Annotated in this window: 21 protein-coding genes; 14 read left to right on the plus strand and 7 right to left on the minus strand. The window is 37.0% G+C overall.

The window, feature by feature from the left end; all coding sequences use genetic code 11:
* Both EHQ70_RS06120 and EHQ70_RS06125 read left to right on the plus strand, forming a co-directional pair.
* On the plus strand, nt 1–1749 hold the full coding sequence (locus tag EHQ70_RS06120; protein ID WP_135584539.1) for an acyl-CoA dehydrogenase family protein: 1749 nt from the start codon (nt 1–3) through the stop codon (nt 1747–1749).
* 268 nt (nt 1750–2017) lie between these two features.
* A complete protein-coding gene (locus tag EHQ70_RS06125) occupies nt 2018–2356 on the plus strand; it encodes an EF-hand domain-containing protein (RefSeq protein WP_135584541.1) in 339 nt (112 codons plus the stop codon).
* 131 nt (nt 2357–2487) lie between these two features.
* Here EHQ70_RS06125 and mgtA read toward each other — a convergent pair whose 3' ends face one another.
* The gene (gene mgtA / locus EHQ70_RS06130) at nt 2488–5034 is read right to left on the minus strand and encodes a magnesium-translocating P-type ATPase (protein WP_135584543.1); all 2547 of its coding nucleotides are present in this window, start codon (nt 5032–5034) and stop codon (nt 2488–2490) included.
* A gap of 137 nt (nt 5035–5171) precedes the next feature.
* Here mgtA and trhA point away from each other — a divergent pair, with 137 nt between their 5' ends.
* On the plus strand, nt 5172–5999 hold the full coding sequence (gene trhA / locus EHQ70_RS06135) for a PAQR family membrane homeostasis protein TrhA (protein ID WP_135584545.1): 828 nt from the start codon (nt 5172–5174) through the stop codon (nt 5997–5999).
* An 80-nt stretch (nt 6000–6079) separates the two neighbouring features.
* Here trhA and EHQ70_RS06140 read toward each other — a convergent pair whose 3' ends face one another.
* Nucleotides 6080–7039, minus strand: coding sequence for an NAD(P)-dependent alcohol dehydrogenase (locus EHQ70_RS06140; protein WP_135584547.1), 960 nt, complete (start codon nt 7037–7039; stop codon nt 6080–6082).
* Nucleotides 7040–7169: 130 nt separating this feature from the next.
* On the opposite strand from EHQ70_RS06140, the gene EHQ70_RS06145 reads away from it, so the two are divergent.
* Nucleotides 7170–7853 (plus strand): TetR/AcrR family transcriptional regulator, encoded by a 684-nt coding sequence (locus tag EHQ70_RS06145; RefSeq protein WP_135584549.1) that lies wholly within the window; start codon nt 7170–7172, stop codon nt 7851–7853.
* A 107-nt stretch (nt 7854–7960) separates the two neighbouring features.
* Nucleotides 7961–8632 carry a hypothetical protein gene (locus tag EHQ70_RS06150; RefSeq protein ID WP_135584550.1) on the plus strand — a complete coding sequence of 224 codons (672 nt, stop codon included), beginning with the start codon at nt 7961–7963 and terminating at the stop codon, nt 8630–8632.
* 75 nt (nt 8633–8707) lie between these two features.
* Here EHQ70_RS06150 and EHQ70_RS06155 read toward each other — a convergent pair whose 3' ends face one another.
* The 3 genes from EHQ70_RS06155 to EHQ70_RS06165 form a co-directional block, all read right to left on the minus strand.
* Nucleotides 8708–9388 carry a hypothetical protein gene (locus EHQ70_RS06155; RefSeq protein WP_135584552.1) on the minus strand — a complete coding sequence of 227 codons (681 nt, stop codon included), beginning with the start codon at nt 9386–9388 and terminating at the stop codon, nt 8708–8710.
* Nucleotides 9389–9459: 71 nt separating this feature from the next.
* Nucleotides 9460–11295, minus strand: a complete 1836-nt coding sequence (locus tag EHQ70_RS06160) for an alginate export family protein (RefSeq protein WP_135584553.1) — start codon at nt 11293–11295, stop codon at nt 9460–9462.
* Between the two features lie 117 nt (nt 11296–11412).
* Nucleotides 11413–11982, minus strand: a complete 570-nt coding sequence (locus EHQ70_RS06165) for a DUF1415 domain-containing protein (protein ID WP_135584555.1) — start codon at nt 11980–11982, stop codon at nt 11413–11415.
* Between the two features lie 208 nt (nt 11983–12190).
* Between EHQ70_RS06165 and EHQ70_RS06170 the strand changes: the two genes are divergently transcribed.
* From EHQ70_RS06170 to EHQ70_RS06210, 9 genes are all read left to right on the plus strand, one after another.
* Nucleotides 12191–13045, plus strand: a complete 855-nt coding sequence (locus EHQ70_RS06170; protein ID WP_135584557.1) for an EboA domain-containing protein — start codon at nt 12191–12193, stop codon at nt 13043–13045.
* 7 nt (nt 13046–13052) lie between these two features.
* Nucleotides 13053–14081: a TatD family hydrolase gene (locus EHQ70_RS06175; RefSeq protein ID WP_135584559.1), complete on the plus strand. Its 1029-nt coding sequence runs from the start codon at nt 13053–13055 to the stop codon at nt 14079–14081.
* Nucleotides 14082–14948 (plus strand): UbiA-like protein EboC, encoded by an 867-nt coding sequence (gene eboC / locus EHQ70_RS06180; protein WP_135584561.1) that lies wholly within the window; start codon nt 14082–14084, stop codon nt 14946–14948. It begins immediately after the preceding gene.
* An 8-nt stretch (nt 14949–14956) separates the two neighbouring features.
* Nucleotides 14957–16117 (plus strand): 3-dehydroquinate synthase, encoded by a 1161-nt coding sequence (locus tag EHQ70_RS06185; RefSeq protein ID WP_135584563.1) that lies wholly within the window; start codon nt 14957–14959, stop codon nt 16115–16117.
* Nucleotides 16117–17334 carry a metabolite traffic protein EboE gene (eboE, locus tag EHQ70_RS06190; RefSeq protein WP_135584565.1) on the plus strand — a complete coding sequence of 406 codons (1218 nt, stop codon included), beginning with the start codon at nt 16117–16119 and terminating at the stop codon, nt 17332–17334. The genes EHQ70_RS06185 and eboE overlap by 1 nt, the downstream gene beginning before the upstream one ends.
* Nucleotides 17335–17342: 8 nt before the next feature.
* Nucleotides 17343–18743: an alkaline phosphatase family protein gene (locus tag EHQ70_RS06195; RefSeq protein WP_135584567.1), complete on the plus strand. Its 1401-nt coding sequence runs from the start codon at nt 17343–17345 to the stop codon at nt 18741–18743.
* A gap of 41 nt (nt 18744–18784) precedes the next feature.
* Nucleotides 18785–19993, plus strand: coding sequence for a Crp/Fnr family transcriptional regulator (locus tag EHQ70_RS06200; protein ID WP_135584570.1), 1209 nt, complete (start codon nt 18785–18787; stop codon nt 19991–19993).
* Between the two features lie 80 nt (nt 19994–20073).
* Nucleotides 20074–20457 carry a DoxX family protein gene (locus EHQ70_RS06205; protein ID WP_208729509.1) on the plus strand — a complete coding sequence of 128 codons (384 nt, stop codon included), beginning with the start codon at nt 20074–20076 and terminating at the stop codon, nt 20455–20457.
* Nucleotides 20458–20509: 52 nt separating this feature from the next.
* Nucleotides 20510–20824: a MarR family transcriptional regulator gene (locus EHQ70_RS06210; protein ID WP_135584574.1), complete on the plus strand. Its 315-nt coding sequence runs from the start codon at nt 20510–20512 to the stop codon at nt 20822–20824.
* 21 nt (nt 20825–20845) lie between these two features.
* Here EHQ70_RS06210 and EHQ70_RS06215 read toward each other — a convergent pair whose 3' ends face one another.
* Together EHQ70_RS06215 and perRA are read right to left on the minus strand one after the other, a co-directional pair.
* Complete coding sequence (locus tag EHQ70_RS06215; protein ID WP_244288236.1) at nt 20846–21862, minus strand: ketopantoate reductase family protein; 1017 nt, start codon at nt 21860–21862, stop codon at nt 20846–20848.
* Complete coding sequence (perRA, locus tag EHQ70_RS06220) at nt 21837–22265, minus strand: peroxide-responsive transcriptional repressor PerRA (protein ID WP_135584577.1); 429 nt, start codon at nt 22263–22265, stop codon at nt 21837–21839. Before perRA ends, EHQ70_RS06215 begins: the two co-directional genes overlap by 26 nt.
* Between the last annotated feature and the right edge of the window lie 102 nt (nt 22266–22367).

A 22367-nucleotide genomic window follows, 5' to 3' on the forward strand; every position in this document is an offset into this window, starting at 1 on the left:
ATGATCGCAAATAACTATTTTTCAGAAGACGAAGATTTACAAACAATTTTTAACCAACTTCTTGATTGGGATTCCATCATTAAAGAAACCGAAGGGGAAGGTTTTTTCGACCACCAAACATTTGTAAAAACAAATAACCCTCGTTACGAAATGGCTCCTTCCACAAAAGAAGAAGCTATCGAATTATACACTTCGAGTTTGGATGCAATGGGTGATTTTTTTGGAAACGATGTTTCACAAAAATCCCAAACTATGGATCGAAATGAATTGAAGTATTCCAATGGAAAGGTGATTTTTCCCAAAGAAACAGTAGAGATCTATGAAAAATTTCGTAACACCGGCCTTATGGCGTATTCCCTTTCCAGAGAGGCGGGTGGTCTTGCTTTCCCGGCAACTGTTGGTGCACTTTATGCCATGCTTATGGCAAGAGCCGATGTTGCATTTTGTATGACAACCACCTTACTCAACTTAGCTCAAATTGTAGACCGGTTTGGAACTCCCGAACAAGTGGAAACCTATGCTACAAAGGCTGCGACGGGTGAATGTTTGTTTGCAATGTCTCTCACGGAACCTGATTATGGTTCGGATCTTAATAATGTCAGAACTTATGCAGTCAAACAAGAAGATGGAAGTTACCGTTTAACGGGAACTAAACGATTTATTTCACAAGGTTGTGGATTGGGTGATCATCCTGCGCTTCTTCTCACTTTAGCACGCACCGGAAAATCTGAGGGTGGAGCCAGAGGACTCTCTGTATTCATTGTAAAAAGTGAAGATGTTTTTGTTGCGGGTATCGAGAAAAAAATGGGGATCCATGCTTCTCCCACATGTGAGATTGTTTATGAAAACACTTACGGCGAAATTTTAGGGGAAGAGGGCCTTGGCCTCACTCGTTATACAGCGGGTATGACAAATTTTATGCGTCTTGTTAGTGCCTCCGGTGGATGCGGTGGGGGAGCTGCTGCCTATTATGAATGTGTAAAGTATGCCAACGAAAGAAAACAATTTGGAAAAGCCATTGGTGAGATTCCAGCAGTAGCAGAAATGGTTCATAAAATCAAACGTGAAACCAATGCAATGCGACTTCTCACTTTGGAAACCGCTCGAGTGATTGATATGTACCAACACCACCAAATTCGAATGGAAAAAGCAGGAAAGGATGATCGGGAAATCAGAAAAGACACAAAGGTAAAGTATTGGTCCACTCTTGCCTCCACTCTCACTCCCATTGCCAAGTATTATAGTTCCGAAGAAGGACATAAATGTACAAATCTCGCCGTACAGGTATTTGGTGGAGCAGGGTATACAGAAGATTATGATATTTCGCGAATGTTTCGTGATTCTCGTATCAATACCATCTATGAAGGCACAAGCCAAATCCACGTTCGCATTGCGACAGGTGCCATCCTTGCGGGTATGGCAGGAGATGGAAACTTTAGAAAGTATTTGAGTTCGTTAAAAGCAGAGATTCCTTCACCATCCTCCTTTTTATTAGAACAAGAGAGAGTATTGGAAGAATCCATTCGAGTGATGCGAGGCATTGAAGAAGAGGTTCGAAAAGAAACGGTTGCAGAAAACCTAATGATCCAAATGGCTCGGTACCTCTGCAGTTTGTTATACGAAAAATCAATTCCAAAAATCACAGACTCAAATGCAAAACTTTCTTGGGAAAAAGACAGCAGAGCCTTTGTGATCGATAGTGCAGCCATTGCCCAATCTTCTTTGTATCGAATTCAAAATTTCGGATAAAGAGAATGAGATTGTCGTAAGTTGTCTATGTTACAGTAGGCAAAATGTAAGAGGAAAATGGTCAGGGTCTTTCTTGGATTCTGGCCATTTTTTTTGATTTGTTTTCCATTAAGAAACCACTTATTCCCGATCCAATACGATAAACGAACGAAAATCGTTTCGGAAATCAAAAACTAGAATCAATATAAAAAATATGAAATCAATAAATTTCTAACGAAGATGTTGACTCGGATAAAAATCTGCTTAAAACTACAGCCGAGGTTTTTCTATGAAAAAAATTCTAACCATATTGACAGGTGTAACCTTTCTTTCCTTCGTTTCCCTTGTTGCCCACGACCATGAAGGTCACGGAAAAAATGGAATGCCAGGTGATCATTTCAAAAAAATGGACACTAATGGTGATAACAAAATTTCCAAAGAAGAATGGCAAAAATTTCATGAGGGATTTTTTACCGAACTTGATAAAGACGCTGATGGATCTGTGACTTTAGAAGAGATGAAATCAGCAAGGAAAGAAAAACGGGATGAGAAAAAAGAAGAAATGAAAGACAAAGTCAAAGAAGCCAAAAAGAAAAAAGACGAAAAAAAAACTAAACCTTCAGAATAACAACCGTTTGTGTGCGGGCGCCTCGGATTGGATTCAATATCATCATTCGATTGTAATCCGACCGGGCTCTCCGCTCCAATCTTTACACATTCGTGTAAAGGATTTCCACTACGATCCCTGGCGCTTGGATTTTATTTTCTATATTGAAAGTGATAAAACATTCGTTTCACCAATTCCACCACAATCAAATAAATCACAACCATTGAAGCCAAAATCGCATAAAATTCCATCGGCGGGGGAACCAATCCAAAATAAGATCCAATGGCTGTGAATGGTAACAAGGCACCAATGGCCGCGATACTGAATGAAACAATTGCAAGTATTCTGTTTGGTCTACTTTTGATTGGATTACCTCGTGTTCTAATGATAAAGATTACAAGAACTTGCGTACAAAGGGATTCCACAAACCAACCCGTTTGGAATAAAGCTTCGTTTGCATGTAAAAGTGTTAACATTACATAAAAGGTCAAAAAATCAAAAGCAGAACTGATTGGTCCAATTGTTAACATAAAGTTTCGAATGAAACCAATGTCCATGATTCGCGGGAATTTTAGTTCTTCTTTATCTACTTCATCTAAGGGAATGGGTATTTCCGAAATATCATACAATAGATTGTTGAGAAGGATTTGTGTAGGTAACATCGGAAGAAATGGTAAAAACAAAGCGGCACCTGCCATACTGAACATATTTCCAAAATTGGAACTTGTTCCCATCATGATATATTTCATGATATTCCCAAAAGTTCTTCTCCCTTGCATCACTCCTTCATATAACACATGTAAATCGTGATCTAATAAAATCATATCCGCGGCTTCTTTCGCTACATCCACTGCAGAATCCACGGACAATCCAACATCCGCAGAGTGCAGTGAAGGTGCATCGTTGACACCATCCCCCAAATACCCAACTACATGGCCTTTTTCTTTTAGTGCTAAAATGATTCTGTTTTTTTGTGATGGATTCATCCGGCAAAATAGATTGGTTGTTTCTATATGAAACTTCAGTGCCGAATCATCCATTTGATCCAGTTCTTTGCCTGTGAGAATTCCTTGGATTGGCATTTTTAGTTCAGAACATACATGTAAAGTAACGAGTTCACTATCACCAGTAATGACTTTTACAGAAACTCCTATTTCATTTAATTCAGATAAGGCGGTTCTAGCACTTTCTTTCGGTGGGTCTAAAAAAGCGGCAAACCCAGAAAGTGTTAGTTCCGTTTCATCACTGACAACTGCATGTATATGTTCTTTTGTTTCTTCTCTCCAGGCAATTCCTAATACGCGAAAACCTTCTTTTTCTAAGGAAGTGTAAACGGAACGAATTTTTTCTAATGCATCAGAGTCAATGGATTGAAAGGTTTCTTTGTTTGATTCGTAATGAGTGCAGAGTCGAATGATTTCTTCTGGAGCTCCTTTTACCACGAGCATTCGTTTTTTTTTGTCTAAATGATCTAATAAAACAGATACCCTTCGCCGTTCGAAGTCAAATGGAACTTCATCTATTTTTGTCCAATGGTCTGTTTGGACCTCTTTATGTTCTAAAATGGCCTCATCCAATGGACTTTTTAATCCAGTTTCAAAATAACTGTTTAGGTAAGCTAACTCTAAAACACCTGTATCCGATTCTCCATGAATGTTTACATGTTTCTCTAGTTTAATTTTTGATTCAGTCAGAGTTCCCGTTTTATCCGTACAAAGTGTATCCATAGATCCAAGATTTTGGATGGATGAAAGTTGTTTTACGATGACTTTCTTTTTTGCCATCAACATGGCACCACGAGAGAGTGTGATGGAAGTTACCATCGGCAGTAATTCTGGTGTCAAACCAACTGCTAAAGCCACTGCAAACAAAAAAGAATCAAGCCAAGGTTTATGCAAAATTGCATTTACCAATAAAACAAAAAGTACAAGAAGAATGGTCATTCTCATGATAAGAATTCCAAATTTTTCTGTACCGAGTTCAAAGGAATTGGGTGGTGGTGAGACTGTTAGGTTGTCCGCAATGGCTCCCATCGCAGTATCCAAACCTGTATTCACAATTAGTACTTTGGCGCTTCCGCTAATCACAGAGGTTCCCATAAAAACGGCATTGGATGCATCCGTGATATCATTAGATACTGATCCCAGTTCTCCTGGATGTTTTTCAACAGGATATGTTTCGCCGGTTAGTAAAGCTTGTTTGACAAAAAAATCCTTAGCTTCTAACACCCTTCCGTCAGCAGGAACTAGATCACCTGCAGAAAGTAATACAAGGTCTCCTGGAACAATTTTTGAAACAAGAATATCTATTGGCAGTCCATCGCGAACAACCGTTGTATGAACAGAAACGGAATGGCGTAAACTATCTGCAGCCTTTCCCGCTTTGTGTTCTTGGATAAAATCTAGAAGAACACTAAAAAAAACCAAAACAGTAATGATAATGAAATTAGAAAATTCTCCCATAAATGCTGAAACAGCACTGGCAAATAATAAAAGTAGAATTAGAGGGTTTCTAAACCGAGATAAAAGTTTTCGCCATATTGGTTTTGTTTTGCGGTCCACAAAAATATTGGCACCGAATTGTTTGAGTTTTGAGGTTACCTCATCTGCATTAAGACCAGAGGTTCCCACACCTAATGATCTTAACGTTTCGTCGATTGGATTTTGCCACCAAGGAGAGGGATTGGACTTGGTTTGCATATTGGAACCTCAAATAAGAACAGAAGCGGGTCAGTTGATTCTTTAAAAATGGTTCTCTTGGTTCATAACGTCAATCTTAAGTTTTCTTTCGATTGACGTTATGAACGGATTGTTCTTCTCTTATGGAGAATTAACCCATGAACGCGAAAAAATCTAAATCCCAACCGCGAAAAAAGTCAGTCCTAGCCAAAAAACAATCCAAGAAAGCGACTGCCTCCTCTAAAAAAAATACAATCTCTAAACTGAAATCCAAAGAACTAAAAATTTCTTTGGACTCAAAGCCAAATCATACAGTCTCTGAACTTATCGATACCATTCATGAGTATTCGATCGGTCACGAAATTGCTAATGCAGTCACTCATGGGATTGGAGGTGGCCTAAGCATTGCAGGTTTATCTCTTCTATTGACTATGGGAGTTCTCTATGGAAATGTTTGGCATATTGTGAGTTCTGCAATTTATGGTGTTACTCTTATCATTCTTTATCTAGCATCCACCTTATATCATGGAATCTATCACACAGCAACGAAACGTATTTTTAAAGTTATAGATCACGCTTCTATTTATTTACTGATTGCAGGAACGTATACACCATTTACTCTTGTTAGTTTGCGGGAACATTCGGAGTGGGGCTGGGCACTTTTTATCATCATCTGGACCCTTGCCATCATTGGCGTTTTATTATTGTTATTGTTTCCTGGTAAATATAGTGGCGCTCGGGTTGTGGTTTATCTCCTAATGGGTTGGCTTGTGATTTTTGTTGTTAAGGACATCAGAGCCGCCATCGGTATTGGTGGAATTTCTTGGCTTGTGGCTGGGGGACTTAGTTATACGGTAGGGGTCATTTTTTATCTTTGGGATAGTTTGCCCTTCAATCATGCCATTTGGCATTTGTTTGTGTTGTCTGGTAGTATCTGCCATTTTTTTGCAATTTTGTTTTACGTTCTACCTCCGATTCCAATGTAACCAATAGATTGAGATTAAAAAGCGATGTATCACTTGAGGTTAGGATTTAGTAGTCGGACAAATCCTCGAAGTCTACCGCATTAACTAAAGATATCAATCACTACATTCCCTTTTTTATGGCCTGCTTCTACATATCTATGGGCCTCAGGAATTTTTTCTAGTGGATAAGATTTATCAATGAACACTTTGAACTTTCCATTCTTGGTTAATTCGGTTAAAAATTCTAAATTTTCTAAAGACTCGGTGATGGGGCCAAACTTAATTTTTATTTTTTTCGTAAGTGATAACCAACTTGCTTGGAACATTTCTTTAAACGTAGCACCTACGAGAACCAAAACTCCATCTTTAGAAAGAACTCTTAAGTTGGATGGAATGGTCGACTTTCCTACACATTCAAATACAATGTCATATTTTTTCTGATGGGTTTCGGAATGAAATTCTTCATAGTCCATAACCGTTGTCGCTCCCAGTGATTGGACAATTTTAAAATTTCCCTTGCTACAAACAGCCGTTACGGTAGCACCAAAATGTTTTGCCAACTGTATCGTAGAGGTTCCGACCGAACTCGAGGCTCCATAAATAATGATGGTTTGGTCTTTTTGAATATTACATTTTTGAATGAAGTCAAGAGCTGTTAAACTACCAAAAGGTAAGGCTGCTCCTTCTGGAAATGAAATTTCCTGTGGAAGGATTTTAATGACAGAGGATTCGGAAATACAAACTGATTCTGCATAAGCTCCCATTTTCATTCCGGTGGATCCAAAAACTCGATCTCCAAGTTTAAATTTTGTTACATTTTTTCCAACTGCGTCAACCACGCCAGATACTGAAGCACCGAGGACGGGTTGCCTTGGTTTGGTTAACCCAAAAAACAATCGAACCAGTTTAGGGTCTGGTTTTCGTAAACGCCAGTCTGCGGAATTAACGGATGTATTATGATTTTTGATTCTAATTTCATTTTTTTTGGGAGTGGGTGTTCCCCAGATTTCTAATCGGAGTTCTTCGGGTGTTCCGTAATTTCGGCATGTGATGACTTTCAATGGTGAGCTCCTGAATCACTAAATAAACTTACACTGTAAGTTTGTCAAGAAAATATATTCCACGCCCTATTTTTAGAAAATATTGGAATTTTCAGGGAATTTATGATAGAAAATAAATATAGGAGAGGAAGTGCAGAAAAAAAAGAAACAAAAGGTAACTACTGCTAAACTTTCTAAAAAAGTTAAAAAACGTCAAACCCTCTCGAAAGAATTGGTTTTAGAAGCTGCCATTAGTTTTGCAGATCAGTATGGAATCGACGAGTTATCGATGAGAAACTTGGCATTGAAACTTGGTGTTGAGGCAATGTCTTTGTACAATCATGTAAAAAACAAAGATGATCTTCTCGATAGTATGGTTGATTTTGTCATTTCTAAAATCACCTTACCGGTAATAGGTGCAAACTGGAAGGATGAAATGAAAAAAAGGGCAAGGTCTGTTCGTGAGATTTTGATCCTCCATCCTTGGGCTACGTTACTTGTTGTTTCTCGTATGAATGTCGGGAACGCCATGTTAACTTATTTTGACACGACACTAGGATGCCTCCACACAGCGGGTTTTTCTCTTCAAGAGGCAGATCATATTATCAATACAATCGATAGTCATATTTATGGTTATATATTACAAGAATTGAATTTTCCAATCGAACCAGATGAATATGCCAAAAAAGCAGAAGGGTTTCTGCCATTATTAGAATCGAGTCCATATCCATACCTTACCAATCTTACAAAAGAAGTGATTGAAGGAAAATATGATGGTCTGCATAACTTCGAGTTTGGTCTGAATTTAATTTTAGATGGATTGAAGCACAAATAAACTTTAAAAACTAAATTGGATTCAGATCAATCTTAGTAGTTTCTAACCAAATGGAATATCAGAAAATAGATTTACAGAAGAATTAATTTTTAGTTAGGTTGTCCAATATGTTTAAATTTAAATTTGTTTCTGTTTTTTTGTTATTCGGATTGTTTTACCAATGTAAATCTTTGGAAACAAAAGCCCCTTTTTTTAACTCACCAAGCCAGGAAAACCTAACAAGCGATTTTAAAATCAACTTAGTGGAATTAGGATTTTACCGCAAAGTTAACAATGATTGGTGGGGCGAAGATTTTTATGTTGTTACTCTTGAGGTAACCAACTTAACTAAAAATTTTAGATTTTTCAATATCTGTGATGATAAACTTACAGAAAGAAATTTAGAATGGACAATCAAAAATTCAGATTATGCCCGCTATTATGTTACTTCACCAGCACGTTTTGAAAAAGACGACGTTCTTGTTGGTTTTCCTGAAATGAAATTGTTTGTTGAGATTCCGAACCAAAATTTAGTTCCAACAGCTACTTATGGAGGCAAACCACTTTTTCCAAAAGTGAATGGGAATGTTTATGCCGCTGCCATGACTGCTTGTCAGTATGGGATTCCTATGTCGCGAGATACAGATGCTGGAAGGACTACTACTGGTTGGTTGGCGCAAAATGGAGGAAAGGGAACTATTCGTGCTATTTATTCTGTTCCGGCAGGAGCCAAATTATTAAAACTGGAACAAACTAAAGTGTTTTCTGCTGATTTACAAAGGTTTGAAAAACAAAAATAGTTTGGTAAATTTAGTCTAATGATTGTTTTGTGCATTAGACTAAATTTTCTCAATAGAAAATAAAATTAGAATATTTTATTTTGCTATAGGAATCACAAACCATTCAGTTCCTTCTAAATCTAATTTAGATTCTTTTTCGATTTCGGCTTTCATTTCTGGAGTCTGAACAATTTCGGTGAATCCTGAATAACCAGAACTATCGGGACTTCCTCCACCTAATAATGCTGTTGCGACTGCTGCAGCAATTTTGATACCAATACCCGTTTTAAAATTTCCAACAATGGATTCGCCCACGTTATCCATATCCGGATCTTGTTCTAAAGGAGTTCCGTTAAACTCAATTCGATATTTTCCTAAAACAAGAATCTGGTTAGGTTTTACCGTGAATTTAGATTTTTCAAGATTGATTCTATCAAAAACGTGATAAAAATTAGCTTCCGGTTGGTTTTGGTTTCCCTTTTGATATATATGCGCTCCAACAAATGCATATTCACCTGGTTCAATGTTTAAATAATATAAACGAGACCTAGAGCGAAAGTTTGTTTCGAGTAATTTTAGTTCGCTGATTTTGTTTTTACCTTTTTCAAGTTTTACTAGCCAAACTTTTTCGGCGCCAGCATCACCAAAGAAAAGTTTGGGTACGCCAAGCTCAAATACAATTGCCGAAGATTTATTGGGATAATTCGGCAAAATGTCCGGTTTGGAGCGACAATTGAATAGTGTAATTGTAATTGCTAATGTAATGATTGTTCTCATATTTTCCTGATTAATCTTAGTTTTGATAAACAAACTAAGATTAATCAGAGGTGTCAATGAAATTCTTTTAACTAAATGGCAAATACACTTTGTATTGTGAAATAACTAGAGTTTGGTTTGAAATCATATCTGTGGTAAGGGTCGGTTTCGTATGGATTGTTTTTTTGATTTCGAATTGCATCACCTGCATATAAGGAACTGGCGCCAAACCAAAAAGAGACATTTTCAAAGGGTGTTACAATATAGATAAAGTTAATTTCTGTCGCAACATGCCTACCCAGTTTTGGTCTGTTTGGGTTATAAGCTTCTGTATTAAAATAATCTTCTGTCGAAGCGGTTTCTCCAGTGGCTTTACTTCCTGCAACATAGTTGTTGTTATCGTAATAACCGTCTTGGAGTTTCACTTTATAATACCAGTGAGGGTTCAAAATAAATATCCCCCATTTAGAAGATTCATATTTTAAATGAATCGAATAGTCTTTGACATTCTGCCAAAACACCATTCCTGAATTTCCGTTTCCAGCGAAAGGTAATCCTCCGCCTGCCATCCTTCTTGTTGCAAATAGTGGATTGTAAGTGGCTACACTACCATCATTTCGATTTGGATCACCTGATGCTTGGACATATTGTATTCCAATCCGAAATTCTTTAACAGGGGTGTATCCCAATTGGACGGCAACAATATTCGCCTTATATTGAACAGGTGAGGAAAGGGGAGGGGCTTCCCCTGTTTTTTTATCTGTAGTGTAAGTTCCTGTTTTGTTAAGCCAATCTGGAGATACACGTTCGCCGGTAAATCCAGTTTGCCAAGCTGCTTCAACCATCCAGTCGATTCCTGTTTCGCTAGAAATCATGTTTCCTTTCGTACGATTGGTGAGGCGAAATCCAGAAGTATTAAGTTGGTCAGGACCTCGGTAATAAATATCGGATCCATAATTTGCAGTTGTATTGGTTGCTTTTAGTTTTTGTTTATAAAGAGTGAAGTTGTAAACTTCGATTCCTAACCATTCCCAAGGTTTGAATCCATAATGTGCCCCATAATAAGATGCATTTCCTGTTCCTCCCACACGAGTGGAATTATTGGAAACCATACTATTTGCATTGTTTTCAGATCCGATGATGGCACCAAAAAAATCTAAACTATGTTTTTGAACAGCAATTGTCGTTCGAATCGCATCAAAAGAGTTTCCGTTCAAACTATCATTACGCGATCCAACGATACGACCATCACCATAATCTAAAATTTGTCGGCCAGTTCTCACTCGAAACATTTGGTTGGTTGTTTTTAAATCTAAAAATGCTTCTCGAAATCCAGTGTAGTTATTGATTGCAACGTCTCTTTGTTTAGAGGTATCAATTAAGTTGCCGGAATTTGGAATCACAGCTAACTTTTGATCAGAAGAGCCGTTTACAATTTCTCCACCCCATAGCCTAACATCTTGAAAACTTAGTTTGAATGCAATGTTGGGAGATAAATCTCCGATTAAATAAAACTGTGTTTGGTTACTAACAGTGTTTCGATTGTCTGGAGTGGATCTATCAAAGTCTGTATTGTAAAGAGAATCCGCTTTAGGTCGAATTCCAAAACCAACTCGAAATCGATCAGCAAACCAAAGATTTGTGTTTTCCTGGATCGCCTTTCTTTGTTTGGCGGTAACCTGAATGCTTTTGAGATATTCGCCAGACAGATTGCCTTTTTGTGGGCTAACATATTCAACAGGTTCTTCAGGAGGAGCCGGTGGTGCAGGCGGTTGCTGTTGCTGTTGTGGCGGCGGCGGTGGGGGAGTTTCCGGAACCTCTTTTTTGACGGGAGTGATGAACTGAGCATCCAATGGCAAAGTAGAAGTAAATAGGAAAAATCCTAGCGAAACAAGTCCTATTGCGATTCGCTGTTTGTATGCGGACATTTGAAACCACCTGTATTTCAGCCAGTGGACACAGATAGATTCAAGATTCAAATCTTATATTTACTGATTGGTAGGAATCCTAGGTTTTCTGAAAGTTTGTGTACGTTTTGTAAGCAATTATTGAAGGAAAGACAATCCCAGTTTTTTCCAACCTTCATGCCCCAGTTCTTTTAATTTTTTCCGGTTGTTTTTAAAAATACTGTCAATATTTGGATGAGAGTCAACGATGCGGCTGATGCTATCTTCATGTAACAAATGTAAGGTTTGATAAGGGGATCTGCCTACATAATTTGTTATGTCATTTTTGTTTTTCCCAGCGAATTGAAATTTTGGATGAAAATTTGCAATCTGAATGATACCTTCCAAATCCAAGTGATTTAAAAGTAAGTCTGTATCATCTAAAAAATCGTTTTGGTCTAAAAAGTCATCCAAAACATAAGGATGAATTAGGAGGGTTGTTTCCGTAAGGAGAGGATCTGCCTCTTTCAAAAATAATAATTCTGATTTTAAATCAGTTAACAAATCTTTTTTGTTCTTAGAATGGCTGATCACATAACGAATTGTATTTGAATGAAATGTTGGTTTTGCAAAAGGGCAGAGATTGAGTCCAATCACAGATTTTAATATCCATTCTTTGGTTTGGTTAAGAACTGTTTCTTCGTTATATTCGGACATATCTTTAAACATACCAAAAAATCCTTTTAAATTTTTCGGTAATAGAATTACCAGTTTTGATTCTATGGAAATGAGTGTAATCTAAGTTATGATACCCTGGATTGATTTTTTCAAGAATTCATAAAAAAATAATCAAATTGTTTGGGAAAGGGAGACCTAAATGGAATATTTGATTTACGAAGTGAGGGAATCGTCAGAAGATTTCAATTATTAGTTTCTTATGGCAAATCTTCCCACAAATTTTTCTCAATTCCTTTTTGAACAAACTACTAAGATAGAGCGTGAATGGTTAGAAGAGAAAATCAAATCAAATGTTTTGGATTTGATGACAGCTTTTGTTGCGACACCACGTTTTTTATCTAAAAAGAATATTTCATATGATTCAAAATCTATGGGGACTATGATTCCTAATTTGCCAGGTTTTGACGTAGATGGTTGGAATTTAGTCCGTTTAGCGAGAGTTTGGTTGCTTTTGCATTTACCTTCGGAACCAAAAGAACAATTTATTAAAAATATAGAAACATTGTTTGATACTGCTGAACTTGGTGAACTGGTTGCGTTGTATTCTGCTCTACCACTTCTGCCTTATCCTACTGAATGGTTACCAAGAGCCACAGATGCAGTCCGTTCCAATATGGGTTTTGTATTTGATTCGATTGCACTCCGGAATCCATATCCAGAACTATATTTTCCAGAATTTGCATGGAACCAACTTGTACTAAAAACCATTTTTAATGGAAAACCCATTCATTGGATTTCTGGAATCGATAAACGTAAAAATAAAGAACTAGCCATATCCATTTCTGATTTCATCAGTGAACGTTCGGCCGCGGGAAGAACCGTCCCTCTTCAGATATGGAGGTTACTCTCTGGTTTTACTAGTGAGACAATGGCTGATAAATTACTTCATATGTTTTCCTCTGATATCAAAGCAGAAAAAGAAGTGGCAGCACTTGTTTGTTATGAATCAAAAGATGCTAAGATTCGTTCCTTATTAAAGGAAGAACAAGGATTCGAATTATCAATACAAAAGGGAGAGTTGGAATGGTCTAAGTTTGAGATCATTCCCGAATAGAAATTTTATGTGCCATAATCCAAACGATAAAACGAATCATCCTTCGCATTTTGAATCCACAGGCCAAAACGAAGGACCTCCAACTCACAGAGATTTGTTGTGGGAGGATTATCAAAACCTAATCAAGGATATGCGGTTTTTTGACCCTCATATTCATATGATTTCAAGAACAACAGATGACTACCAAATGATGGCGAAAGCCGGAATTGTGGCCATCATTGAACCTGCCTTTTGGGTAGGCCAACCGAGGACGGGTCTCGCTAGTTTTAAGGATTATTATAGTAGTCTTGTTGGTTGGGAAAGGTTTCGTTCTTCTCAATTTGGAATTAAACATTATTGCACCATGGGATTAAATTCTAGAGAGGCAAATAACGAACGTCTGGCGGAAGAAGTAATGGAAATTTTGCCGTTGTTTGCTTATAAAGAAGGTGTTGTTGGCATTGGAGAAATTGGTTTTGATGACCAAACTGAATTGGAAGAAAAATATTATCGTTTACAACTAGATCTTGCTAAAAAAACAAATTTGCCTGTGCAAATTCATACTCCACACCGCGACAAAAAAAGAGGAACGGAAAGAAGTATGTCGATTGCTTTAGAACATGGACTGGATCCTTCTTGGGTTGTTGTAGATCACAATAACGAAGAAACCGTTAAGTCTGTGTTAGACCAAGGTTTTTGGGCTGCCTTTACCATTTATCCATTTACCAAAATGGGAAATGAAAGAATGGTTGCCGTTGTTGAAAAATACGGCCCTGAAAGGATTATGATAAACTCAAGTGCAGATTGGGGAATTTCAGATCCTCTTGCCATCCCTAAAACAGCAGCCCTTATGAAACAGAGAGGAATTCCTTTGGATGTCATTCGTAAGGTAACTTATCAAAATGCCATTGATGCTTTTGCTAAAAGTGGACAAATTGATGTCACTGATTTTGAAACAGATAGCCAACCGGATCCCAATGCAAAATTTCACGGTAATTCGATCCTTCGTGGTGGTCAACAACCAGTGATTAATAAAAATTCTTTGTTTATTCAATAAATGAATCTAAAGGCATATCTAACTTTATTACGACCAGCTAATGTAGTCACTGCGGTGGCTGATATACTTGCCGGTATGGCGATTGTCGGTTTTGTTTGGAATGATAAAACCCCATTCTTTTTGGTTATTTCCACCATTTGTTTGTATGGTGGTGGAGTGGTTCTGAATGATTATTTTGATGTATCGATTGATACTAAAGAAAGACCAGAACGGCCAATTCCTAGTGGAAAAATATCCCAATCTTCGGCTTTGATTTTTGGAAGTACGCTTTTAGGTTTGGGTATTGGTTTTGCTTTTTTTTATCAAATACAAAGTGGTTTTATCGCTTCTTCTGTTGTTTTGCTTATTCTTGCTTACAACCGTTTTGCGAAGCATCATTCCATTTTGGGGCCAATTGTGATGGGAATGTGTCGAGGTGGGAATTTAGTTTTAGGGATGAGTTTAGTGTCTGATTTGACGGTTTCTGAAACTTCATTATCTTTTTTGCCAATTCTTTATATTGCTGCCATCACAATGATTAGTCGGGATGAAGTTCATGGTGGGAAAAAAACTCCCTTAGTATTTGCTGGAATATTATATGTATCCGTTTTTTTGACTTTGTCTTTTTTATCATTTCAAATGGGAAATTTCTTATTTAGTTTACCATTTATTATTTTGCATCTGGGAATGGTTTTTCCTCCGTTATACAATGCTTATCTAACTCCAATTGGACCAAATATTGGTAAGGCGGTGAAAATGGGTGTGATTTCATTAATCATTTTGGATGCTAGTTTTGCTGTTAGTTTTGGATTTTTTCCTCTGGCAATTTTTATTCTTTGTTTGTTGCCACTATCTTTGGTGTTAGCAAAATATTTTTCTGTAACTTAGAGTTTATTATGAATGAAGATTTTCTTCCCGCTCTTTCCTCCGAATTCCAAGTTCCTTTTCGTTATACTGTTCAGTTTACCAATGGAATATTTTTTCAAAACAACCCTTGTCTGTATGATTTTTTTGTCTCAGAAAAAAAAGAAGGAATCACCAAGAAAGCTTTAGTCATCATCGACCAAGGATTGATCCTTCATCATCCTAATTTAGTTTCAGAGATTCGTTTATACTTTCAAAAACTGGATTCGATTATCCACTTAATGAATGAGGTAATGGTGATTCCAGGCGGAGAGGATTGCAAAAATCATCCGAAACTTTGGGAATCGCTAGTCAATGCTGTTGATCAGTATGGAATTGATCGACACTCTTATATCATTGCCATTGGGGGTGGAGCCATTTTGGATTTGGTTGGTTATGTAGCGTCTGTTTCTCATAGAGGGATTCGATTGGTACGTATCCCCACTACGGTGCTATCCCAAAATGATTCTGGTGTTGGTGTTAAAAACGGAATCAACTTCCAAGGTAAAAAAAATTTTTTAGGAAGTTTTGCACCACCTGTTGCCGTATTTAATGATCTTTTGTTTTTAGAAAGTTTGGATGATCGGGATTGGCGCTCTGGGATGGCGGAAGCAATCAAAGTAGCACTAATCAAAGATAAAGATTTTTTTCTTTGGATAGAATCGAATGCAGAAGCTCTGCGGAATCGTAATTTAGAAAAGATGGCTACCTTGATCCATACTTGTGCCAAACTTCATATGGAACATATTGCGAAAGGAGATCCATTTGAGTTTGGATCCTCCAGACCACTTGATTTTGGGCATTGGGCAGCACATAAATTAGAATACCTCACCGATTTTTCGTTACGACATGGTGAAGCTGTTGCGATTGGAATGGCATTAGATACAGAGTATTCTTTTCAAACTCAAATGTTATCTGAAGAAGATAGAAACCGGATTCATTCCCTTCTAAAAACAATTGGTTTTACTTTGTATCATCCGCAACTATCTGCCGGAGAAAAAAAGAATTTATATTTGGGATTACAAGAGTTTCAGGAACATTTGGGCGGAAGGCTCACCATTATGTTGTTAACTGGTATTGGTAAATCGAGAGAAGTTCATGAAATGGATCCAAAAAAACTAGCAACTTCTGTTGATTTTTTGGAAACACTATAGTGAAAACTAAATATGGCCACCTAACATATTGTTCTAACATCCATCCTGGAGAAACTTGGTCGGACCATTTTTTGCAATTAAAAGAAAACCTTCCCAAAATTCGTAAAACGATGGCACCAAATTCAGAAATGGGATTGGGCCTTCGATTAGCAAATGAAGCTTCGATTGAACTTTTAAATCCAAAAACCATGTATGAATTTCAAACCTGGTTAAAAGACGAAGGGTTTTATGTTTTTTTAATCAATGGATTCCCTTATGGTAATTTTCATCAAACGAATGTTAAGGAAAATGTATACAAACCTGATTGGGCAACAAAGGAAAGATTGGAATATACCATTCGGTTATTTTCTATTTTATCGCAACTACTTCCCGCAGGGATGGAAGGAGGAGTTTCTACACCACCTCTATCCTACCAATATTTTGATTCTAGTGATTCCGAACGAAACAAAAGGATAAGTTTTGCGACTCAGAATATTTTAGAAATCCTTCTCCATTTAATCCAAATCCAAAAAGAAACTGGTAAAACCTTACATCTAGATATAGAACCAGAACCAGATGGGATTTTGGGAAATGTTAACCTTTGGGTAAAATGGTTTATCGAATTGTTTTTGCCGCTAGCAATTTCCAAAATACAAAACCACTTTGGATTTTCAAAAGAGATTGCAGAAGATACAATCAGGAAACACATTCGTATTTGTTTAGATGTTTGTCATTCTGCTGTTAGTTTTGAAAGAAACCAAACAATTGTTAATATTTTAAAAGAGAATTTGATCCAAGTGGGTCGAATTCAAATTAGTTCCGCTTTAAAAGTAATTTTTAACCAACAAAGAAAAGAACAACTCGATTTATTGACGAGTTTTAATGAACCAACTTATCTCCATCAAGTCCTTTCAAAAAAGAATTCTTCTGAATTGGTTTCCTTTCCCGATTTACCAGAAGCGTTAGAAAAAGGGGCAGAACCAAACGAGGAATGGCGGATCCATTTCCATGTTCCCGTATTTTTAGATTCTTACGGACTCGTATCCTCCACTAGAAATGAACTTTTAGAACTCTTAAGTTTACAAAAAAAATATCTTTTTACGAATGCTTTAGAGATAGAAACCTATACTTGGGGAGTTTTGCCAAAGGAATTACAGTTACCAATATCTGATTCCATCATTCGAGAGGTACAGTGGGTGTTGTCGGTTTTGGAAAATCAAAATGATAAAATAGAATAGGATATAAAATGAAAAAACCAAATTCAAAAACCTTTCAAAAGACAGTTGTGATTGATGTCGTGGGACTTAGCACGTATTTGGTGGGAGAATATACTCCTTTTTTGAAAAAATATTTGGAAAAAAAACAAACTCTACTGATTGAGCCGATGTTGCCGGCGCTCACGACAAGTTCTCAATCAACTTATTTGACAGGGAAGTGGCCGAGTGAACATGGAATTGTCGGAAATGGTTGGTATGATCATGATGATGCGGAAATAAAATTTTGGAAACAATCCAATCATTTGGTGGAAGCAGAAAAAATTTGGGAACGTGCTAAAAAAAAGGATCCTAACTTCACTTGTTCCAAAATGTTTTGGTGGTACAATATGTATTCTAGTGCCGACTATTCAGTCACACCGAGACCACAATACCATGCTGATGGTGTCAAAGCTCCCGATTGTTATTCCAATCCTCCAGAGTTAAGAGATGAATTGCAATCTGAACTTGGATTGTTCCCACTTTTTAATTTTTGGGGACCCAATGCTAATATCAAATCAACAAAGTGGATTGCTGACGCTAGCATCTTTGTTGATCAAAAATATGATCCTACACTCACTTTGGTATACCTTCCTCATTTAGATTATTGCCTTCAGAAGTTTGGGCCAAACCTTCCAGAAATCAAAAAAGAACTTTCGGAAATTGATTCAGTTCTCAAACAACTGATCGAATACTATGAAAGTAAAAATACAAAAATCATATTGTTGTCCGAATACGGAATCACTCCAGTCTTTCGTCCGATTCATATCAATCGAATCCTAAGGGAGGAGGGGCTTGTTGCTGTTCGTAAAGAGAGATGGTATGAACTTCTTGATCCCGGCGCCTCTTCTGCCTTTGCCGTAGCTGACCATCAAATAGCTCATATTTATTGTAAGGATTCTAAAACAAAAACCCAAGTCACAAAATTGTTACAAAATATTGACGGAATTTCCCTTATTCTAGATAAAAAAGCACAAAAAAAATACAATATAGATCACAAACGTTCTGGTGACATTGTTCTTGTGGCAGATTCAAATTCTTGGTTTACTTATTACTATTGGTTAAATGATAAAAATGCTCCAGATTATGCTCGTTTGGTGGACATTCATAGAAAACCAGGATATGATCCTTGTGAAATGTTTATGGATCCCCATAAACCAGGAATTCGTCTCCGAGCTGGTCTTAAATTGCTCCGCAAAAAACTGGGATTTCGTTACCTGATGAATGTCATTCCGCTCGATGCCAATTTGGTAAAAGGCTCTCATGGGGCCATTCATGGAAAAAAAGAATTTTATCCAATTTTTTCTTCGGAAATCCCATATTCCAAAAAAGAAATTTCTGCTAATAAAGTGTACGATTTGATTTGGAATCAGATGACTTCTGGAATTTATTAAATGTTTGACTCTTTACCTTCAAAACCAATATTTTTGATTCAGTGTCCGTAGAAGAAATCAAAGTCGTTAATTATTCCAAAGGTGCTGCCATTGTTGTGCAGAATTCCATCAATACTGGGAATTTTTTTATTGTTAGGTCTGGCCGTGTTTCGGTTGATTCCGAACACATAGTTGTTGATCACGAACTCGCGTATTATGAAGCCGGTGACAGTTTTGGACTCGTATCGGCGCTAACCGAACATCGATTTTTAGTGACATTATTTGCCGATACGGATGTTGAACTGGTTCAAATTCCCATTCGACTTTTGGGTTCCTACCTAAAGGAAAGAAAAGAACTGGCGATGAAGATTTTGAGTCTTTATTCAAGAGAACTTCGAACACTCCAAAAACATCTTTCCAAAGCAAACAAACCAGCTGACCGAGATTACCATCCAGAACGATTGGTTCTGAATGCTAGAACTTATTTATCTTGGCAAAAACCAAATTTAGCAGCCTATTCGATTCAGAGTTTTTTGAACTGGTCTAAAGAAAATAATTCCACAGAGAACCTAACAGAAGCAACCGATTTACTAAAATCTTTTGGTTCCAATTACAAACCTTTTGTTTGGGATAGTATGCAAGCAAATTTGGAACCGGGTGAAATTCTTTTTGTCGAAAGTGAAAAGAGTAACGAAATCTATGTCGTGTTAGAAGGAAACGTTAAACTATTTGGAATTGTTAGAGGTTTTGAATACGTAATCGATGTTTTGGGACCTGGTGAAATTTTTGGTGAGATGTCATTAATTGATAATGCACCAAGGATGGCTTCTGCTATCACTGAAACCAAAAGTAAAATCCTTCGTGTGACGGCAGAAAATTTATTTGAATCAGTTGGACCGTCTCTATTACAGAAAATTTTCGAAAGTATCGCCAGACGTATTTGGTTCTCTCACCAACGTTTGGTGATCCTACGACTAAAAACTCCTGTGATCCGTCTTTATGCCTATCTGTATAATTCCATTCGAGACCAAGACATTCGTTTGGGGAGAAGTTTAGATGAAAGTCTGGCCAATGCCCATACCATCTATATTCAGATGGAAGAACTTTGTAATATGTGTGGAATCATCAAAGTCAAATCAGAAAGCATCAAAGAATTTCTGAGTGATACCAACTTAGTCATCGAACCAAGTAGAATTACCATTAAAAGTCGCAAAAGGTTGGAAGAAAAATTGGGGCATTACAAATCAAAAGAAGGGCAAATTGTCGCTTAAAACATCGTAAGTTTTGCTAGAAATTTCCTTCGGGTAAAAAATTGTAATGATTTTTTCTTCCCTTATGTTCTAGTTCGGTGATGAAAAAATTTCTCGTGTACTCTCTGGGTGGGTTCTATATTACGGCGGGAATTAATCACTTTTTTTCTCCCGAGTTTTATTTGGAAATGATGCCAGATTATCTTCCTTTCCATGAACTTTTGAATGTAACCAGTGGCCTTGCGGAAATAACCCTTGGTTCCCTTGTTCTTTATGAACGAATGCGAAAGATAACCTGTTATGGAATTATCTTATTGTTACTCGCAATCTATCCTGCTAACATTAATATGTTGTTAACCGCCTTAGATGGAAAAGATTATGGATTTCCGATTTGGGCTTTGTATGCACGTTTACCGGTTCAGTTTTTATTTATTTATTGGGCTTGGTTTGTTAGGGATTTTAAATTCTCAGAGGAACAAAATTAAATTTTAATTTAATTTGATCGAATGTAAAAACTCTAATTGGTTTATGTAAAGAATGACAAAAGAACAAAAAAGAAAACCTCAAGAATCTACTAAAAAGGTCGCTCAATGGACCTTTCTTTCCAACCATGCTCATGTTTTGATTTGTTTGAGTAAAGATCCTGAAATGCGATTGAAAGATGTCGCATTACTTGTGGGAATCACAGAGAGAGCCGTACAAACCATTGTCAAAGATTTGGCGGATGCGGAAATTTTAGAAAAAAGTAAGGATGGACGTAGGAACCAATACCTTATCCAAACAGAACAAAAGTTGCGCCACCCCCTAGAATCCAATCATTCCATTTCAGAACTTTTAAGTTTGGGAAAATAACGAAGTTAGTCGTAATAAAAATTATTTTGTGCGTTCTTTGACTTTAGAAACAATCCATTCATTTTTCGGTGCAGGGACATTGAGTTCTTTTGCAATTGTCACCACTTCTCCATTGATATAATCAATTTCCGTTTTCCGTCCATTGTCTAAATCTTGTACCATCGAAGTACGGATGCGAAAGTATTTTAAGCCAAGGACAATAAGAATTAAGTGACGGATCCATGTTGGTAAAGACCCTTTGCCACTACCTAACTTAGCAATTGGAAATGATCCTGGAACTACTTGTTCTTCGATGTTAAGTTTGTTTATAATTTGTTTGATTTCCGTTAATGTCTCAAGGGCTTCATCTCTGGATTTTTTGTTTAGGAATAATTCTCCTAAACTTTGATGTTTGGCAGCCGCAAGTCCATTGATAATGGAGTTAATTGCTAGTTTATGCCATCGAAATCCGTTGAGTTTGTCGGTCAAAATTACTGGTAAAAAAGGTGGGAGAATCTGATTCCAAAATAGATTTGGTTTTATACCTTTTGCCTCTCCAAGGATGAGACTACCTACATTGGATTGGTAATACAATCCATCTGCTAATGTTTGGGTATTCCAGCCCACAACCCCGCCAATGATTTTGTCTTGATAGGCTTCAAAATGGGATTCAGGAATTCCATTTTGAATTAGAATCCATTTTCCTGTGGAAGATAATAAGACCTTTGTTTCTTCTAAATATTCATTTAGATTTTGGTTTTTGCATCCAATAAAAATATAATCATACTTCTCTGTATTTTTATTAATGTTTGTTAGATGATCTTTGAGATCGATTTCTGTGACTTTTCCATTGGGACCTTTGAAACGCAAAGGAGTTTTACTTAAAGTTTGTAATCTGTTTTCATTTCGGCAAAGGATTTTGAAAGGCACTTTATTTTGATAAAGTGCGTGAATGATGGTTACCGTTACGGATCCAAGCCCACTGATCGCAATGGAGGGAAAAGTATTTGGCATATGAAATGAAACTAAGGAATTATTTTCCTTTAAGAGTGATGACAAGTTTTACGTTATCTAGTTTCTTTCCTGTCTTCTTAAAGTAACTATCTTTTAGTTCCTCTAGAACTTTAGATTCTAGTACCTCATCCATTTCCACATCCGTGATTTCTCCCGTTTCTTCGTTTAAAGCATGGTGATGAGGATCAATATTCGAATCAAAATGAGTTACCCCATTTTTTAATTCCAAAGTTCCTAACATTCCTTTCTCAGCAAAGAGTTTGAGGTTATTAAAAATGGTCGCTCGTGATGCATGGGGGAAATGGGAATTCACCAAATGAAATACCTCTTCGGCAAAGAGGTGTTGGTGGCGTTCCAAAAGCAAATGCGCCATTTCCAATCTTTGGGAAGTCGGCCGAATCCCGTGGGATTCAAGCAATTCCTTGGTTTTTTGGTAACTTAGATCCATCTCAGTTTCAAGTTCTCCGAACGCATTTTTTTGTCAATAATTAGACTAAGTCTAAAAAATCATTTGAGTGTATTTGGTATAAATTTAGACTTAGTCTAAATG

Source organism: Leptospira congkakensis (assembly GCF_004770265.1).
In the GTDB taxonomy this organism is placed as follows: domain Bacteria; phylum Spirochaetota; class Leptospiria; order Leptospirales; family Leptospiraceae; genus Leptospira_A; species Leptospira_A congkakensis.

Bases quoted from the DNA above. Each gene is read 5' to 3' on its own strand.
- EHQ70_RS06210 (WP_135584574.1), top strand. From the start codon at position 20,510: ATGACAAAAGAACAAAAAAGAAAACCTCAAGAATCTACTAAAAAGGTC.
- trhA (WP_135584545.1), top strand. From the start codon at position 5,172: ATGAACGCGAAAAAATCTAAATCCCAACCGCGAAAAAAGTCAGTCCTA.
- EHQ70_RS06125 (WP_135584541.1), top strand. From the start codon at position 2,018: ATGAAAAAAATTCTAACCATATTGACAGGTGTAACCTTTCTTTCCTTC.
- EHQ70_RS06195 (WP_135584567.1), top strand. From the start codon at position 17,343: ATGAAAAAACCAAATTCAAAAACCTTTCAAAAGACAGTTGTGATTGAT.
- EHQ70_RS06120 (WP_135584539.1), top strand. From the start codon at position 1: ATGATCGCAAATAACTATTTTTCAGAAGACGAAGATTTACAAACAATT.
- EHQ70_RS06155 (WP_135584552.1), bottom strand. From the start codon at position 9,388: ATGAGAACAATCATTACATTAGCAATTACAATTACACTATTCAATTGT.
- mgtA (WP_135584543.1), bottom strand. From the start codon at position 5,034: ATGCAAACCAAGTCCAATCCCTCTCCTTGGTGGCAAAATCCAATCGAC.
- EHQ70_RS06185 (WP_135584563.1), top strand. From the start codon at position 14,957: ATGAATGAAGATTTTCTTCCCGCTCTTTCCTCCGAATTCCAAGTTCCT.
- EHQ70_RS06205 (WP_208729509.1), top strand. From the start codon at position 20,074: ATGAAAAAATTTCTCGTGTACTCTCTGGGTGGGTTCTATATTACGGCG.
- EHQ70_RS06150 (WP_135584550.1), top strand. From the start codon at position 7,961: ATGTTTAAATTTAAATTTGTTTCTGTTTTTTTGTTATTCGGATTGTTT.
- EHQ70_RS06175 (WP_135584559.1), top strand. From the start codon at position 13,053: ATGTGCCATAATCCAAACGATAAAACGAATCATCCTTCGCATTTTGAA.
- eboC (WP_135584561.1), top strand. From the start codon at position 14,082: ATGAATCTAAAGGCATATCTAACTTTATTACGACCAGCTAATGTAGTC.
- EHQ70_RS06165 (WP_135584555.1), bottom strand. From the start codon at position 11,982: ATGTTTAAAGATATGTCCGAATATAACGAAGAAACAGTTCTTAACCAA.
- EHQ70_RS06170 (WP_135584557.1), top strand. From the start codon at position 12,191: ATGGCAAATCTTCCCACAAATTTTTCTCAATTCCTTTTTGAACAAACT.
- EHQ70_RS06160 (WP_135584553.1), bottom strand. From the start codon at position 11,295: ATGTCCGCATACAAACAGCGAATCGCAATAGGACTTGTTTCGCTAGGA.
- perRA (WP_135584577.1), bottom strand. From the start codon at position 22,265: ATGGATCTAAGTTACCAAAAAACCAAGGAATTGCTTGAATCCCACGGG.